The organism is Streptomyces sp. NPDC046215, from assembly GCF_040646215.1.
Taxonomy (GTDB): domain Bacteria; phylum Actinomycetota; class Actinomycetes; order Streptomycetales; family Streptomycetaceae; genus Streptomyces; species Streptomyces stramineus.
Map to the genome: position 1 here is coordinate 1 of NZ_JBEYZW010000087.1, position 16,153 is coordinate 16,153.

General features: G+C 74.1%; 14 protein-coding genes. 3 read left to right on the forward strand and 11 right to left on the reverse strand.

Annotated elements, in window-relative coordinates:
* Window positions 1–151: 151 nt before the first annotated feature.
* The 3 genes from ABZ951_RS27860 to ABZ951_RS27870 form a co-directional block, all read right to left on the reverse strand.
* Window positions 152–1,225: a DUF2690 domain-containing protein gene (locus ABZ951_RS27860; RefSeq protein ID WP_361280960.1), complete on the reverse strand. Its 1,074-nt coding sequence runs from the start codon at window positions 1,223–1,225 to the stop codon at window positions 152–154.
* A gap of 315 nt (window positions 1,226–1,540) precedes the next feature.
* A complete protein-coding gene (locus ABZ951_RS27865) occupies window positions 1,541–2,497 on the reverse strand; it encodes a helix-turn-helix domain-containing protein (protein ID WP_361280962.1) in 957 nt (318 codons plus the stop codon).
* Window positions 2,494–3,264, reverse strand: a complete 771-nt coding sequence (locus tag ABZ951_RS27870) for a helix-turn-helix domain-containing protein (RefSeq protein WP_344097962.1) — start codon at window positions 3,262–3,264, stop codon at window positions 2,494–2,496. Before ABZ951_RS27870 ends, ABZ951_RS27865 begins: the two co-directional genes overlap by 4 nt.
* A 324-nt stretch (window positions 3,265–3,588) precedes the next feature.
* Between ABZ951_RS27870 and ABZ951_RS27875 the strand changes: the two genes are divergently transcribed.
* Window positions 3,589–3,978: a hypothetical protein gene (locus ABZ951_RS27875; protein ID WP_344097963.1), complete on the forward strand. Its 390-nt coding sequence runs from the start codon at window positions 3,589–3,591 to the stop codon at window positions 3,976–3,978.
* Window positions 3,979–4,122: 144 nt separating this feature from the next.
* Here ABZ951_RS27875 and ABZ951_RS27880 read toward each other — a convergent pair whose 3' ends face one another.
* The gene (locus tag ABZ951_RS27880; RefSeq protein ID WP_344097964.1) at window positions 4,123–4,530 is read right to left on the reverse strand and encodes a DUF3017 domain-containing protein; all 408 of its coding nucleotides are present in this window, start codon (window positions 4,528–4,530) and stop codon (window positions 4,123–4,125) included.
* On the reverse strand, window positions 4,520–5,389 hold the full coding sequence (locus tag ABZ951_RS27885; RefSeq protein WP_344097965.1) for a bifunctional methylenetetrahydrofolate dehydrogenase/methenyltetrahydrofolate cyclohydrolase: 870 nt from the start codon (window positions 5,387–5,389) through the stop codon (window positions 4,520–4,522). Before ABZ951_RS27885 ends, ABZ951_RS27880 begins: the two co-directional genes overlap by 11 nt.
* Before the next feature lie 262 nt (window positions 5,390–5,651).
* Here ABZ951_RS27885 and ABZ951_RS27890 point away from each other — a divergent pair, with 262 nt between their 5' ends.
* Complete coding sequence (locus ABZ951_RS27890; protein ID WP_344097967.1) at window positions 5,652–6,221, forward strand: RDD family protein; 570 nt, start codon at window positions 5,652–5,654, stop codon at window positions 6,219–6,221.
* Window positions 6,222–6,336: 115 nt separating this feature from the next.
* Here ABZ951_RS27890 and purH read toward each other — a convergent pair whose 3' ends face one another.
* Both purH and purN read right to left on the reverse strand, forming a co-directional pair.
* Window positions 6,337–7,896, reverse strand: coding sequence for a bifunctional phosphoribosylaminoimidazolecarboxamide formyltransferase/IMP cyclohydrolase (gene purH / locus ABZ951_RS27895; protein ID WP_344097970.1), 1,560 nt, complete (start codon window positions 7,894–7,896; stop codon window positions 6,337–6,339).
* An 11-nt stretch (window positions 7,897–7,907) separates the two neighbouring features.
* Entirely contained in the window at window positions 7,908–8,549 is a 642-nt protein-coding gene (gene purN / locus ABZ951_RS27900; RefSeq protein ID WP_344097968.1) for a phosphoribosylglycinamide formyltransferase, read from the reverse strand.
* A gap of 381 nt (window positions 8,550–8,930) precedes the next feature.
* Here purN and ABZ951_RS27905 point away from each other — a divergent pair, with 381 nt between their 5' ends.
* The gene (locus ABZ951_RS27905; RefSeq protein WP_344097969.1) at window positions 8,931–9,680 is read left to right on the forward strand and encodes a hypothetical protein; all 750 of its coding nucleotides are present in this window, start codon (window positions 8,931–8,933) and stop codon (window positions 9,678–9,680) included.
* A gap of 290 nt (window positions 9,681–9,970) precedes the next feature.
* On the opposite strand, the gene ABZ951_RS27910 is transcribed toward ABZ951_RS27905, so the two are convergent.
* The 4 genes from ABZ951_RS27910 to ABZ951_RS27925 form a co-directional block, all read right to left on the reverse strand.
* Complete coding sequence (locus tag ABZ951_RS27910; protein WP_361280975.1) at window positions 9,971–12,250, reverse strand: DUF6350 family protein; 2,280 nt, start codon at window positions 12,248–12,250, stop codon at window positions 9,971–9,973.
* Window positions 12,251–12,520: 270 nt separating this feature from the next.
* Window positions 12,521–13,405, reverse strand: coding sequence for a succinate--CoA ligase subunit alpha (gene sucD, locus ABZ951_RS27915; RefSeq protein WP_344097933.1), 885 nt, complete (start codon window positions 13,403–13,405; stop codon window positions 12,521–12,523).
* Window positions 13,406–13,426: 21 nt separating this feature from the next.
* Complete coding sequence (sucC, locus tag ABZ951_RS27920; protein WP_344097940.1) at window positions 13,427–14,602, reverse strand: ADP-forming succinate--CoA ligase subunit beta; 1,176 nt, start codon at window positions 14,600–14,602, stop codon at window positions 13,427–13,429.
* Between the two features lie 273 nt (window positions 14,603–14,875).
* Window positions 14,876–16,090: a VWA domain-containing protein gene (locus tag ABZ951_RS27925; RefSeq protein ID WP_344097935.1), complete on the reverse strand. Its 1,215-nt coding sequence runs from the start codon at window positions 16,088–16,090 to the stop codon at window positions 14,876–14,878.
* Window positions 16,091–16,153: the final 63 nt, after the last annotated feature.

Genomic DNA, 16,153 nt, shown 5'->3' on the forward strand with positions numbered 1-16,153 from the left:
GGACCCGCAACCGAAGCACCACAAGCTCTGGAGCTGTCACCGCCCGCCAGCTCCAGGAGTCCCCTGTGCCGCACAGCTCCCTGCCCGTCCGGACAAGGCACAGCAGCCCGTCCGGCGTTTGAGGACACCGCCGCGCAGCGGTGGTGCACGTTCAACCCGCCGCCTGCGTGCTCGCCGGCCGAGGCACCGTGCACCCCTTCGTGCCCGTCGTGAGGGTCGCGCAGGCCGTCGCGCTGCCCGGCGCGGCGACCGCGATCATCGGGGTGTAGCCGTCCGCCTTCGCGCCGACCCGGCCTGATTCCGTGCGGGCTCCCGTGCCCGTCCCGCCCGTCGCGCCCGCGCTTATCCGGACCGCGTCACCGGGGGCCGCCCGCGTTATCCGGCCCCACGCCGCGCCGCAGACCTCGCTGTAGCGGACCTCGACGTAGGACGTGCCGACCGTCGCGGAACCGGCCGTCGTGGCGCGGGCGCCGCCGCAGCCCATCGCCTCCGGGTCCTTGCCTGCGCAGCCCTCGCCGGTGCACTTCACCCCGGCAGGCATCACGGGCGCGGTCGTCACCGGTGAGGTGACGGCCTCCTCGGCCGGGCCGCCGCCCCTGACGCCCAGCAGCAGGACCGCGGCGACGACGAGGAGCAGCGCGCCCACGGCCCCGGTGACGAACAGCGCGACCCGCCGGTGGGGCACCGGCCCGGCCGGGATCGCCGTGGCCCGGTAGTCGGGGGGCTCCGGCGACCGCGGCACGGGGGGCGGCTCGGGCGCCCGGCCCCCGCCGGGAACGGCGGCCCCCGCGTCCACGGGGAGGCCCGCGGCCTCGCGGCACAGCGGCTCGGACCGCAGCGCGCCCGCCTCGCGGGCCGGTGCGGGCCGGTCGGCGGGCGGCGGGCCGAACTCGCCCAGCGCGGCCCGCGCCCGGGCGACCCGCATCGCCTCCACCGTCACGTCGTGCCGCAGCTCGGAGCGGCTCCAGGACCGTTCGGCCAGCTCCCACATGGTGCACAGGTGGCCGACGTCGGTGCGCGTGGCCTCGGCGAGCGCCTCCGCCGCGCCGCGCGGCGGCAGCAGCCGCCCGTTCAGATAGCGCTCCCACGACGTCTTGCTGTAGCCGGTGCGGTCCGCGACGGCGCTGATGCTGAGCCCGCTGCGCTCGACGAGTCTGCGCAGCTGCTCGGTGAATTCACGAACCGGTGGATCCAGCTCGTCCGGTAGCGCCTTCCAACGTGGCATATCCCTCCCCTGTCCCCCGAAGCCGATCGTGGTCCGTCCCGTGCTCCGCGAGTTCCCGCTCCGGACGCTCCGCTCCACGGTGCCCGCCCGTGGGAACCCCGCCACGGCCTCGATGCTGGCTACCCACAGGGATGCCGCGCAGTGGCACGACAGTTCCCCAACGGGGGGCGCACGGTTGCATTTGAGGCAATTCGCTACCACGCCATGCACCCTTGTCACATCTGCCGCACAACTGATACGCGGTGGCGGCCTCGTACCGGAACGGTCACCCCCCGGCCACAGAGGGACGGCCGGCATTGCCCCGGTCCGGCTCGTTCACCATGCTCCGAGGTGGACGGCGGCCCGTCCTCCCACGGGGGTGGAGGACCGGTCGCCGTGGCCGCTCACCTGCGGAAAGGCGGCCCGCCCCGCGCCCGCCCCGGCGGTCGGCCCGGCCGGCGGGGAGAAGCACACCGGCCCGCCCCCGGCGGCGGGGCGCACGCACACCCGCGCCGAGTAGGGGTCGTCGGTGGCCGTCATGGCGGTCGGCAGGTACTGCTCGGTGTCCCGCTGGGAAGCGGCCTTGACCTCCTTGGTGCCGGCGCCCGGCACGGACAGCTCGACCCGGTCGCCGAGCCGCAGGTACATGGCCTTCGCCCACACCGTCCCGCACGTCTCGTTGTACCTGAGCCGGACCACCTGCCCGTCCGGGAGCCTGCGCGTGAGGAGCGTGACCACCATGCTCTGCAGGGAGCACCCCATCCGCTCCGGGTCCGCGCCGTCGCACTCCTCGCCCTTGCAGGCGGGCACCTGGTACTGCGCGTAAGGGGAGACGGCCGCGCGGGGGCCGGACTCGGGCTCGCCGGACGCCTGCTCGCCGGCGGTCAGCACGAGGGTCAGCGTGACGGCGGCAGCGGCGGCCACGGCCCCGGAGAGGGCGAACGCCCACCGGCCGCGGCCGGGCCCCCGCCGCTCACCGGCCGCCGGGAGCGGCGGGCCGGGGCTCCCCGCGGCGGCGGGCGGCGCGGGCCCGCCCCGGCCGCTCCACGCCTGCTCGGCCAGCTCCCACAGGGCGAGCAGCCGCCCGGCGGGCTCGCCCGCCAGCCGGCACAGCGCGCCGACGGCCTGCCGCGGCGGCAGCTTCTTGCCGTTGAGATAGCGCTCCCAGGACGACTTGCTGTACGGGGTGCGCTCCCCGAGCGCCGCCAGGCTCAGCCCCGTGCGGTCCTTCAGCTCACGCAGCTCGGCGGCCAGCCGGCCGCACTCCGCCGGGAGGAGGCGTTCCCCGCTCACCGGCGCAGCTCCCCCCAGGTGTCGGGGCCGACGACGCCGTCGACGACGAGGCTCCGGTCCTTCTGGAAGCGCTTGGCGGCCTCCTTGCTCCGCTCCCCGTAGGAGCCGTCCGGCACCCCGGGGTCGAAGCCGTGGTGCTTGAGCAGGCACTGGGCCTCCAGCACCTCCCAGCCGGAGCTCTTGAGGTCCATCAGCGTGGTGCGGGTCGCGCTGTACCCGGCGCGCAGCTCACCGTCCGCGCGCCGCACGTCACACGGGCGGGCGCGGCCCTGGGTGAAGACGAAGGGGGCCTGGGTGTTCCCGCTCGTGGCCGCCGGCGCCGGGCCCTCGTCGTCCTGCCACGGGCGGGTGATCAGCAGCGTGGCGGCGAGAGCGAGCACCAGGACGATCACGGCGGCGACGAGCAGGTGAACCTGCCGCCGGGCGGTGCGCCCCTCCCCCGCTTCCCCCGCCTCCCCGTCCTCCTCGGCCTCTGCCAAGGGGCCCTCCGTCCGCTGCCGTTCGGGCCATGCCTCGGCGGCGACTTCGTGGAGCACCAGCAGGCGGACCGCATCCGCGCCGCAGGCCCGCGCCAGCTCCTCGACCGCCTCGCGCGGGGGCAGTTGCCTGCCGTTCAGGTAGCGCTCCCAGGAGGAGCGGCTGTAAGAGGTCTTGGCCGCCAGCGCGGCCAGGCTCAGCCCGCTGTGGTCCTTGAGTCTGCGGAGCTGGACGACCAGCTGGCGCACCCGGTCGTCCAGCGAGTCCGGTAGTTCCTTCCAACGCGGCATGTTCCACCCCATACGCGTCCACGTGGTCCCCCGAGGCAACGAGCCTCCTATGCCGCACATCATGGCGACGCCCGCGGTCTCGTTCCCGTCAGGCCGCGCGGGAGGCAGCGTGTTCCGGCCACCTCCGCCGCGGCCCGGCGTCCCACGAGGGCGTCATGGGACCGCGGGTCTGCGCAGGTCAGCGGGTGGGACGTCCCCTGATGACCCAAGTTGCGGCGGAAGGTTGGCAGTTGAGGATGTGGCGCATCAAAGTCAGTCCTGCAAGCCGGCGGTGACGCGGTCCACCCCGCGTCACCGTCACCTACTAGGGGAGGAACCCGCACGATGAACATACGCAAGCGCCTCGCCGTCGCGACCGCCGCGGTCGCCATGACCGGTGGGCTGGCCGTCACCCCGGCGCTGGCCGCCGGCTCCGGCGGCTCCGCGCCCGCCGAGGCCGCCGCCGTCACGTGCAAGAACCAGCCGACCATTTCCACCGGCGGGGGCAAGCTGGACTACAAGGAGTGCTGGCGCAAGTACAAGGGCAAGGCCCAGTCCAGCACCCAGATCTGGCTCAAGGACACCAAGGCGGACGGCAAGTGCGCCTACGGCAAGGTGAGTATCGGCAGCTGGAGCCACACCTGGAAGGCGTGCCCGAAGGGCAAGAACGTCGACGGGGCCGTCTCCGGCTGGCACAACGGCGGCGACGCCCGGGTGGAGCTGTCGGTCCGCTGACCTGACCGCCCGGCCCGGCCGCTGATCCGACCGCGGCGGCGCTCACGGCGCCTGAGCGCCGCCGCGCACCGGCGGTCCGTCCTCCCTCGGGGGAGAGGACGGGCCGCCGTTCCGCGCGTCCGGCCGGAACCGCACCTAACCGCCCTACACGGTGAAGTGCAGCACGTCCTCCAGGAACGGGACCTTCACCCAGGGGTGCGGCTGGGCCATCAGGGACAGCAGCGTGATCGCCGCCCCCAGCCCGCCGTACGTGATCATGTCGGTAAAGCGCGAGCGGACGGCCAGCATGCCCACCGACGGCAGCGCCCAGCGCAGCACCGCGCCGCCGATCATCGCCAGCCCGATCAGCAGCGTCCCCACCCGGAAGGCGTCGAACGCGACGACCAGCAGCCCCACGCCCGTCACGCCCATCACGGCCAGCAGGGGCCACTGCCGCGCCGGGGCCGGCGCGTCCCCGGGGGCGGCGCGGCCGCCGCCCTCGGGGCGGGCCGTGTCCCGGGTGAGCTGGAAGCGGCGCGGCCGCCCCGATCCGGTGGCCACGTCAGCCCGCATTGCCGATTCCGGCGGCGCGCTCGGCGGCCTCCACCACGTTGACCAGGAGCAGCGCACGGGTCATCGGGCCGACGCCGCCCGGGTTCGGGGCGACCCAGTCGGCGACCTCGGCGACGCCCGGGTGGACATCCCCGACGATCTTGCCGTTCTCGTCGCGGCTGACGCCGACGTCCAGGACGGCCGCGCCGGGCTTGATGTCCTCGGGCTTGATCAGGTGCGGGACGCCCGCGGCGGCGACGACGATGTCGGCCTGACGGAGCTGCGCGGAGAGGTCACGGGTGCCGGTGTGGCAGAGGGTGACGGTGGCGTTCTCCGACTTGCGGGTGAGGAGCAGGCCGATGGAGCGGCCGACGGTGATGCCGCGGCCGACGACCACGACGTGGGCGCCGCCCAGCTCCACGCCGTGGCGGCGCAGCAGCTCGATGATGCCGTTGGGGGTGCAGGGCAGCGCGGCGGTCTCGTTGAGCACGAGGCGCCCGAGGTTGGTGGGGTGCAGGCCGTCGGCGTCCTTGGCCGGGTCCATCAGCTCCAGGATCCGGTTGGTGTCGATGCCCTTGGGGAGCGGGAGTTGGACGATGTACCCCGTGCACTCGGGGTTGTCGTTCAGCTCGCGGACGACCGCCTCGATCTCTTCCTGGGTGGCGGTCTCGGGCAGTTCGCGCTGGATCGACGCGATACCGACCTGGGCGCAGTCACGGTGCTTTCCGGCCACGTACCACTTGCTGCCGGGGTCTTCGCCGACGAGGAGCGTGCCCAGGCCGGGTGTGACGCCCCGGGCCTTCAGCGCCTCCACGCGGGTGGTGAGTTCGGACTTGATCGCGGCTGCGGTGGCCTTGCCGTCGAGAATCTGGGCGGTCATGGCCCCATCCTCGCGGATGGCACGGGTCTCGTTCCAGTCAGGTCCGGCCGGGAGGCGGGAGACCGCCCGTGTGCCACGATGATCGGCACTGCCGTGGCTGTGCCTGTCGGGCGGGCCGGCGGCCGCGCCCCCGCCCCGGGGCGCCACGGCCCGTCCCCGCCCCGCACCGCTCGAAGGACCCCAGGTGACCTACCCGAACCCGCCCGGCCCCCCGCCTCACCAGCCGTACCAGCCGTATCCGCAGGCTCCGCAAGCTCCGCCGGTGCAGCCGTACGCTCCGTTCCCGCAGCAGGCGGGCGCGCCGGGGTACGGATACGGGTACGGCTACCCCGGCCCGGACCCGTACGCCGTGCAGCGCCCGCCGCTGGCGGGCTGGTGGGCCCGCGTGGGCGCCAACCTGATCGACGGGGTGGTGATGAGCCTGGTCCCGATGGTCTGCTACTTCGGCGGGATCGCGGTCCTCTTCGCCGATACGTTCGACTGCATGGACAGGACCGACAAGTACGCCGAGGACTGCGAGCCCTCCGGGGCGGCGATCGGCGGCGGTCTGGCGCTGTTCGCGGTCGGCGCCGTGCTGAGCATCGCGATCACGCTGTGGATGCTCTACCGCCAGGGCAAGACCGGTCAGACGCTCGGCAAGCGGGCGTTGAGCATCAGTGTCGTCCGCGAGACGGACGGCATGCCGACCGGCTTCGGCATGGCCGTCGTCCGCTACCTCTGCCACTTCATCGACAGCATCACGTTCGTCGGCTACCTGTGGCCGCTGTGGGACGACAAGAAGCAGACGTTCGCCGACAAGATGGTCGGCACGGTCGTGATCCGCACCGGCTGACCGGCGTACCGGCGAGCCGCGCCCCGGGGTTCCGGGGCGCGGCTCCGTGCCGTCCTGGCTCCGTGCTCAGCGCTCCGTGCTCAGCGCTCCGTGCTCAGCGCTCAGTACTCGGTGCTCAGTGGAAGAAGTGGCGCGTGCCCGTCAGGTACATCGTCACGCCCGCCGCCTTCGCGGCCGCCACGACCTGCTCGTCACGGACCGAGCCGCCCGGCTGGGCGACAGCCTTGACGCCCGCCTCCAGGAGGACCTCCAGGCCGTCGGGAAACGGGAAGAAGGCGTCGGAGGCGGCGTACGAGCCGGCGGCGCGCTCCTCGCCCGCGCGCTGCACGGCGAGCTTGGCGGAGTCGACGCGGTTGACCTGGCCCATGCCGACGCCCACGGTCGCGCCGTCCTTGGCCAGCAGGATCGCGTTGGACTTCACCGCGCGGCACGCCCGCCAGGCGAAGGCCAGCTCGGCCAGCTCATCGGCGGACAGCGCCTCGCCGGTGGCCAGGGTCCAGTGCGCCGGGTCGTCGCCCTCGGCCTGGAGGACGTCCCGGACCTGGGCCAGGCCGCCGCCGTCGATCGGCTTGAACTCGGTCGGTGGCTGCGGGGCCTCGGGGCAGCGCAGCACCCGGATGTTCTTCTTGCGGGCGAGGATCTCGACGGCGCCGTCCTCGTAGTCCGGGGCGATGATCACCTCGGTGAAGATCTCCGCGACCTGCTCGGCCAGCGCGGCCGACACCGGCCTGTTGACGGCGATGACGCCGCCGAAGGCGGACAGCGGGTCGCAGGCGTGGGCCTTGCGGTGCGCCTCGGCGACGTCCGCGCCGACGGCGATGCCGCACGGGTTGGCGTGCTTGATGATCGCGACGCACGGCTCGGCGTGGTCGTACGCGGCGCGGCGCGCGGCCTCGGTGTCCGTGTAGTTGTTGTAGGACATCTCCTTGCCGTGCAGCTGCTCGGCCTCGGCCAGGCCCCCGCGGCCGGCGGTGTAGAGCGCGGCGCCCTGGTGCGGGTTCTCGCCGTAGCGCAGGACGTTCTTGCGCTCGTAGGTGACGCCGACGAAGCCGGGGAAGTCCGCGCCGTCACCGGCGTAGTCCGCGGCGAACCAGGAGGCGACCGCCACGTCGTACGCGGCCGTGTGCCGGAACGCCTCGGCGGCCAGGCCCTTGCGCTGCGCCAGGTCGAACCCGCCGTCCGCGGCGGCCTTCAGGACGTCGGCGTAGCGGCCGGGGTTGACGACCACGGCGACGGAGGGGTGGTTCTTGGCGGCGGCGCGGACCATCGACGGGCCGCCGATGTCAATCTGCTCGACGCACTCGTCGGGGGCCGCCCCGGAGGCGACGGTCTCGCTGAACGGGTAGAGGTTGACGATCACGAGGTCGAACGGCTCCACGCCCAGCTCGGCGAGCTGGCGCCGGTGATCCTCCAGGCGCAGGTCGGCGAGGATGCCGGCGTGCACCTTCGGGTGCAGCGTCTTCACCCGGCCGTCCAGGCACTCGGGGAAGCCCGTCAGCTCCTCGACCTTGGTGACCGGGACCCCCGCGGCCGCGATCCTGCCGGCCGTCGAGCCGGTCGAGACGAGCTGGACGCCCGCCGCGTGCAGGCCCTCGGCCAGCTCCTCCAGCCCCGTCTTGTCATAGACGCTGACCAGCGCGCGGCGGATGGGCCGCTTCGTACCCTCGGGGGTCACAGCTTCGGCGGTCACGGGATCCTTACCTTTCGTCCCTCTATGCGGTAGCCGTTACGGGCCAGACGCCCCACGACATCGACGAGCAGCTCGCGCTCGACTTCCTTGATCCGCTCGTGGAGAGCGGATTCGTCGTCCTCGTCCCGGACCTCGACCGCGCCCTGCGCGATGATCGGCCCGGTGTCGACGCCGTCGTCGACGAAGTGGACGGTGCACCCGGTCACCTTCGCGCCGTAGGCGAGCGCGTCGCGCACGCCGTGGGCGCCGGGGAAACTGGGCAGCAGGGCGGGGTGCGTGTTGACGACCCGGCCGCCGAAGCGGGCCAGGAACTCCCTGCCCACGATCTTCATGAATCCGGCGGAGACGATGAGATCGGGCTCGTGGGCAGCCGTCGCCTCCGTCAGCGCGCGGTCCCAGCCCTCGCGCGTGGGGTGGTCCTTCACCCGGCAGACGAACGTGGGCAGCCCGGCGCGCTCGGCGCGCTCCAGCCCCGCGATGCCGTCCCGGTCGGCGCCCACGGCCACGATCCGGGCGCCGTAGCCGTCCGGGTCGGCGGCGACGGCGTCGAGCAGGGACTGCAAGTTGGTGCCGGAGCCGGAGACGAGGACGACGAGGCGGGCGGGGGGCGCGGGAGGCGGGAAAGGCAGGGGAGCCACAGCGGGGCCCTTTCTCGCGGGTGGAGCGGTTTGTAGGGTCGTACAAGCCGGAGGGGTCCCCGCATACGGGGGACTCTACGAAGCCGCCGGCCGCCAGCAACGATACCGGCACACGCCTCGGCCCCCACGGGACGGGGGCGGCCGCGGAAGGTAGCGTCTGGAAGCAGCGCGCGGAAAGCGCGGGCCGAGCGCGCGGAATCCGGGCGCGACGCCGTACGTTCGGTGTGCAGTACGTCATGGGCGTGCGGACACGTCGGTGACGTGCAGGACGACGACACAAGGGGAAGACACACTCCACATGCCGGACCGACGCCGTCACGCGGCTCACCACCTCCCGCTGCCCGCCGACTCCCACGGAGGGCGGCGATGAGGAACGCCCGCATGTCGCACGAGAACTCCCCGGAGAAGGGCACGCCGACCCCGGACGAGCAGCGGGACAACCCCTTCGCGCCGCCGCCCGAGGGGCAGCCGGACCGGCCCTGGCAGCCGCGGGGCGACCGGCCGCGGGGCACGGCCCCGAAGGACGGCTCCGGGGACGGCGCCGAGGGCTCCGGTGACGGGCACGATGACGGGAAGCAGCCTCCGGCCTGGGGCAGCCAGTGGAGCAGCCGGCAGCCCGGGCGGCACGACGGCGGCTTCGGCGGCGGCAGGGGCGGGCCCGGCGGGCCCGCCCAGCAGCAGGGCGGCGGCCAGGGCGGGAGCGGGGGCCTCCGCTGGGACCCCACGGACCCGGCCCAGCGCCGCGCGCGCTACGCCCTGCTCGCCGGCATGTGGGGGTTCTTCTTCGCGATCTTCGGCATCCCGCAGGTCGCGCTGCTCCTCGGGGCCCTGTCCCTGTACTGGGGCGTCAGCTCGCTGCGCGCCAAGGCCAAGCCGCAGCGCCAGGACCCGGACGTCCCGGCCCCTCCGGCCGCCGCGCCGGGCGCCTTCAAGCCCCAGACGACGGCGGCGGTGAGCGGCCTGGTCACGGGCGGGCTGGCGCTGGCCATCGTGGCGGCGACGTTCCTCTTCCAGGTCGTCTACAGCGACTACTACACCTGCGTCGACGACGCCCTCACCCAGACGTCGGAGCAGGCGTGCGAGAAGCACCTGCCGAAGCAGCTCCGGCCGCTGCTGGGGGAACAGGACTGAGGGGTCCGGGCTCGCTTCGCGCGGGGTGTGCGGTTCGGCCGGGGCCCGTCGCCTTCCGGCCCGGCGGGACCGGCCCCTCGTGGTGACAGCCCGGCACCGCCGGCTCGGACGGTGGGTTCTGTCAGCTCCCGTCCGCGGGCCCTGGCGGGTCGCGCGGCTCGAAGCACCACCGACCGGCCCGGCCCCGTCAGCCACCACCCGCCACAGCTCGCTACCGCCGCCCTGGACGGCAGGCCCCACCGGCCCCGGCTCCCGGGGCCGAAGGCCCGACGGCAAGCGGCCCGTTCCCGTCAGCTCCCCTCCGCGGACCCCGTCAGATCGCGCGGTTCGAAGTCCGGCATCAGGCCACCGCCCGAGTCCTTGAGGGCGGCCCAGCGGACCTGGCGGGCCCGGGTGTCGTGCCAGGCCGCGCCGTCGACGCCCGTCTCCACGACGAGGTCGGCGGCGACCACGGCCACCGCTTCGCCCCCGCCCTTTGCCGCGGCGCTCTTCCGGACAGCGGACTTCCGTGCCGCCGGATTCTGAGCCGTCGCCTCCCCCGGCCGGAACACCCGGCCCGTCAGGGGCTCGCCGGCTGCCGGAGCGGCGGACTCCTTCGGCGGCGCCGCGTGCCGCCCGCGGCCCTTCTTCGGCGCGGCCCGCCACCACGCCCATCCGCGCGACCGCCGGCGGCGGTCGGCCCCCGGCCCGGACCCCGGCGCCTGCGGCGCGGCGGGCGCGCCGGGCCGGCCCCGGGAGCGACCCCGGCCCCGCCCGGCCGGCGGCGCGGCGGCGTCGAACTCGGCCGGGCGGCGGCGCCCGGACCGCTCCGGCGACGGGCGGACCGGCAGCTCCTCCACCTTCCGCGGCGCCCCGGGCCGGCCGCCCACGCCCGGCACCACGACGGCCCGCGGACCGGCACCGCACACCGCGACCTCCGCGCCGGAGGACCCGGCGACGGCTTCCGGGCGCGCGCGGAAGCCCAGCCACGCCGCCACCGCGCGCAGCGCCGGGACACCCGTCCACCACCGCCGCCCCGGCCGCGGCTCCTCGGCGGCCGGCTCGGGCCGCCGGCCCACGGTGGGGCGCAACGGCGCCATGCCGAGGGCCGCCACCGGCCCCTGGCACCAGTCCGGTACGGTACCGGGGTCGCGCTTCGGCCGCTGCGCCTCCCGCACGGCGCGCCGCCGCCACCGCAGGACGAGCGCGCCCGGCACCCCGATCCCCAGCGTCCAGGCCAGGGCGGCCGCCCCCACCGCCCACCAGACGGGCCCGAAGGTGGCGAGCGCGGCGCGGCCGACGGCGCCGGAGGCCACGTACGACAGGCAGGTGAACACCGCCCCGCACAGGAGGGCGGCGAGCGCGGCGGTCGCGGCCGTACCGACGGCCGTCGAGCGGTCCAGCGCCCCCGGGTGGCGGGGCACGGCGGCACGGGCCACCGCGACGCCCGCCGCGGCCGGCAGGGCGGCGAGCGCGGCCAGGGCGAAGGGGCCGGGGGCGCCGGACGCGGGCAGCGCCGCGAACAGCGGCAGACTCGTCAGGTGGGGGTAGGCGGCCACCCCCAGGGGCGCGACGGCCCCGCCCGCCCCCACGGCGAACCCGGGCCCCAGCCCGTACGCCGCCGCCCACACGACCGCGTTCGGCAGCAGGGCCACGCACAGCAGGATCACGGCGACCCGGCCCGACCAGGCCACCGTCACCTCCAGCAGGGACTGCTGCACCGCCGCCGCGTGCACGGCCAGCGAGCCCGTCAGCAGCAGCGCGCCGCCGCCGAGCAGGAAGGCCGTGCCCGCGGCCGCCGCCCGCAGCACGGCGGCCGGCCGGGGCCGGTGCGGGCGGTGCGGGCGGCCGCGCGCGGCGTCGGGCCAGAGGGCCGCGGACCGCCGCCGGGCCCGCCGGGGGACGACGGCGAGCATCCGGCGCGCGACCACGAGCGGTGTCCCTCCGGGGGAGCCCGCCGCCCAGACCCCGGCCGCGACGGCCAGACCGGCCACCAGGGGCAGGTTCAGCACGGCGCTCATGGGCTCGACCCGCACCACCCCCGAGGACACGTAGAGCACGGCCGCCGCGGCCACCAGCAGATAGCCGCCCAGCAGGGCGGCGACGGCCCTGCCCCGGCCGAGCGCAGCGGGCTGGAGCGGGGGGTCCGGCAGTCGCCCGCCCGGCGCCCCGGCCCCTTCCGCGTCTTCGGGGTCCGCTGCCGTGACGTCCGCTTCCGCCTGTTCGTCCAGCTCGTCCAGTTCCCTGACGTCCACGTCCCTGCCCTCGGTGCGGACGGGCGCGGGCGGGGCCGGTGGCTGCGCCAGCGACTCCATCGTGTGCCGGGCCGCCCGGTAGAGCAGCCAGCAGGGCAGCACGGAGAGGAGCAGCGGGGTGAGGCCGATCGGCGCGACCGCCCCGGAGAGGGTCTCGGTGCGGACGAGGTCGGCGCCGTGGGCCAGCAGCCAGAGGTCGGCGGCGACGCGCAGCGCCCCGGCGGGCCCGCTGTCGGGGTACGGGGAGGAGATCCACAGCAGCAGGACGGCCACAGCGAGCGTGCCGAGCCCGAGGCCCGCGGCGAGCGTCCCGCCGAGGAACACCGTGCCGGCCATGGGCGGCCCGCCGGCGGCGGACCGGTCGCGCGCGGGCAACGGCGGCCTGTGATCGGCGTATCGGGTCACGGGCCCATGCTGCCAACAACACCCCTTTCATGCGGGTACCAGGCAAATAGCCGTCGTGTCGCTACAGGTACGCTTATGTACCTTTTGGGGCTGGCCGGGTGGGGCGGGGTGCGGCGGCCGGATACGGAAACGGGCGTGGGCCCACGCCCCCGGAAGGGGTGCGGGCCCACGCTCGGCGAACCGTACGGTTCAGGCGGTGACTCAGGCGCTGAGCGCGGCGCGCGCGAGGCGGGCCGTCTCGGACGGCGTCTTGCCGACCTTCACACCGGCGGCCTCGAGGGCCTCCTTCTTCGCCTGCGCGGTGCCGGACGAACCGGACACGATCGCACCGGCGTGGCCCATCGTCTTGCCCTCGGGCGCGGTGAAACCGGCCACGTAGCCGACGACCGGCTTGGTGACGTTGGCCTTGATGAAGTCCGCGGCCCGCTCCTCGGCGTCGCCACCGATCTCGCCGATCATGACGATCAGGTCGGTGTCGGGGTCGGCCTCGAACGCGGCGAGCGCGTCGATGTGCGTGGTGCCGATGACCGGGTCGCCACCGATGCCCACGGCCGAGGAGAAGCCGATGTCACGGAGCTCGTACATCATCTGGTAGGTCAGGGTGCCGGACTTCGACACCAGACCGATGCGGCCGGGCTTGGTGATGTCGCCCGGGATGATGCCGGCGTTGGACTGGCCCGGGGTGATCAGACCGGGGCAGTTCGGGCCGATGATGCGGGTCTTGTTGCCCTTGGCCTGCGCGTACGCCCAGAAGGCGGCGGAGTCGTGGACCGCGATGCCCTCGGTGATCACGACGGCCAGCGGGATCTCGGCGTCGATCGCCTCGACGACGGCGGCCTTGGCGAACGCCGGCGGCACGAAGAGGACGGACACGTCGGCGCCCGTCTTCTCCATCGCCTCCTTGACGGAGCCGAAGACCGGGACCTCGGTGCCGTCGAAGTCGACGCTCGTGCCGGCCTTGCGCGGGTTGACGCCACCGACGATGTTGGTGCCGTCGGCGAGCATGAGCTTGGTGTGCTTCATGCCCGTGGCGCCGGTCATCCCCTGGACGATGACCTTGCTGTCCTTGGTGAGGAAGATAGCCATGGTTTGTGGAGTCCTCGTCCCTTACTTCGCAGCCAGCTCGGCGGCCTTGTCGGCCGCGCCGTCCATGGTGTCCACGCGCTGCACGAGCGGGTGGTTGGCGTCGGACAGGATCTTGCGACCCAGCTCCGCGTTGTTGCCGTCGAGGCGGACGACGAGCGGCTTGGTGACGTCCTCGCCCTTGGCCTTGAGCAGCTCCAGGGCCTGGACGATGCCCTTGGCGACCTCGTCGCACGCGGTGATGCCACCGAAGACGTTGACGAAGACGGACTTGACGTCCGGGTCACCGAGGATGATCTCAAGACCGTTGGCCATGACCTCGGCGGAGGCGCCGCCACCGATGTCGAGGAAGTTGGCCGGCTTGACGTTGCCGTGGTTCTCACCGGCGTACGCGACGACGTCGAGGGTGCTCATGACGAGACCCGCGCCGTTGCCGATGATGCCGACCTGGCCGTCGAGCTTGACGTAGTTCAGGCCCTTGGCCTTGGCGGCCGCCTCAAGGGGGTTGGCCGCGGCCTTGTCCTCGAGCGCCTCGTGCTCCGGCTGGCGGAAGTCGGCGTTCTCGTCGAGCGAGACCTTGCCGTCCAGCGCCAGGATGTCGCCGTTGGCGACCTTGGCCAGCGGGTTGACCTCGACGAGGAGCGCGTCCTCGGCGACGAAGGTCTTCCACAGGGTCACCATGACCTCGGCGACCTTCTCGGCCACCTCGGCCGGGAACTTCGCCAGGGCGACGATCTCGCGGGCCTTCTCGATGGTGACACCGGTGTTGGAGTCGACCGGGACCTTCGCGAGGGCCTCGGGGGTCTTCTCCGCGACCTCCTCGATGTCCATGCCGCCCTGCACCGAGGCCATGGCCAGGAAGGTGCGGTTGGTGCGGTCGAGGAGGTACGAGACGTAGTACTCCTCGAGGATCTCGGGAGCGGTCTCGGCGATCATCACCTTGTGGACCGTGTGGCCCTTGATGTCCATGCCGAGGATGTCCGTCGCACGGGCGACGGCCTCGTCCGGGGTGGCAGCCAGCTTCACGCCGCCGGCCTTACCGCGGCCGCCGACCTTCACCTGCGCCTTGACGACCGAACGGCCGCCCAGCTTCTCGGTGGCCTCGCGCGCCGCCTCAGGCGTGTCGATGACTTCACCGGCCAGCACCGGTACACCGTGCTTGGCGAAGAGGTCCCTCGCCTGGTACTCGAACAGGTCCACGCGCGTCAGTCCCTTTTCCATGGATATCGCGGTTCGTTGTCTGCGCGGGCGTGCCGCAGGGCAGCGTGAGGACGCGATCTTTGACGAGGGCGGCACACGTTCACCGTTGACGCGGCATGTCCGTCTCGCAGGTTATCCCCGAGGGGCGGAGGTCCCTAAATCACAGGTCACACTCGGGCCGTGATTACGCTCACAGATCGCACACCGAAGGCCCACGGATCGCGACAGCCGGGGCACCCGGGGTGGCCCCGCGAGGGGGCGGCCGGGGGCGGGTCAGGGTTCGGGCACGGGCAGCGGGCGCTTCTGGAGAGCCGCGGCCATCACCTCCGGGAAGAGGTCGGGGGTGCAGGCGAAGGCGGGCGCGCCAAGGGCGGCGAGGGCGGCCGCGTGGTCACGGTCGTAGGCGGGCGCCCCTTCGTCGGAGAGGGCGAGCAGGGTCACGAACTGCACGCCGGCCGCCTTCATCGCCGCGACCCGCCGGAGCATCTCGTGCCGGATGCCGCCCTCGTAGAGATCACTGATGAGGACGACGACGGTCTCCGCCGGCCGGGTGACGCGGGACTGGCAGTAGGCGAGCGCGCGGTTGATGTCGGTGCCCCCGCCGAGCTGCGTGCCGAACAGCACGTCGACCGGGTCGGACAGCTGCTCGGTGAGGTCGACGACCGCCGTGTCGAAGACGACGAACCGGGTGTCGAGGGAGCGCATCGAGGCCAGGACGGCGCCGAACACCGAGGCGTAGACGACGGAGGCGGCCATGGAACCGGACTGGTCGACGCAGAGGATCACCTCCTTCTTCACGGACCGCGCGGCCCGCCCGTAGCCGACGAGCCGCTCGGGGACGACCGTGCGGTGCTCGGGCAGGTAGTTCTTGAGGTTGGCCCGGACGGTGCGGTCCCAGTCGATGTCGCGGTGGCGGGGGCGGCTGACGCGGGCGGAGCGGTCGAGCGCGCCGCCCAGGCGCGCGCGGGTGCGGTCGGCCAGCCGCTTCTCCAGATCCTGGACGACCTTGCGGACGACAGCCCGCGCGGTCTCCTTCGTCGTCTCGGGCATGGCCTTGCCGAGCGACAGCAGCGTGCCGACGAGGTGCACGTCCGCTTCGACGGCTTCGAGCATCTCCGGCTCCAGGAGCAGCGCGGACAGCCCGAGCCGGTCGATCGCGTCCCGCTGCATCACCTGGACGACGGACGCCGGGAAATACGTCCGGATGTCACCCAGCCACCGTGCGACCTGCGGCGCGGACCCACCGAGCCCGGCCTCACGCCGGCCGCCGCCCGCAGGGCCGGGGCCGGGGCCGGGGCCGGTGGAGGCGTAGAGCGCCTCCAGCGTGCGGTCCATGGCGGCGTCGCGGCCACCGAGCACGTGACCCGTCCCGTCCCCGCCCCCGTCACCGCCGAGCACCAGCCGCCAGCGACGCAGCCGCTCGCCGCCGGCATCGTCCTCCGGCCCGTTGCCCGGCGACAGGGCTGTTGCCGCCTGTACCGCTGTCATGCCACTCCCTCTGTCGACACGGCGCCGCAGGCGGCGGTGCCGGTGATGACTACGCGGGCGGCG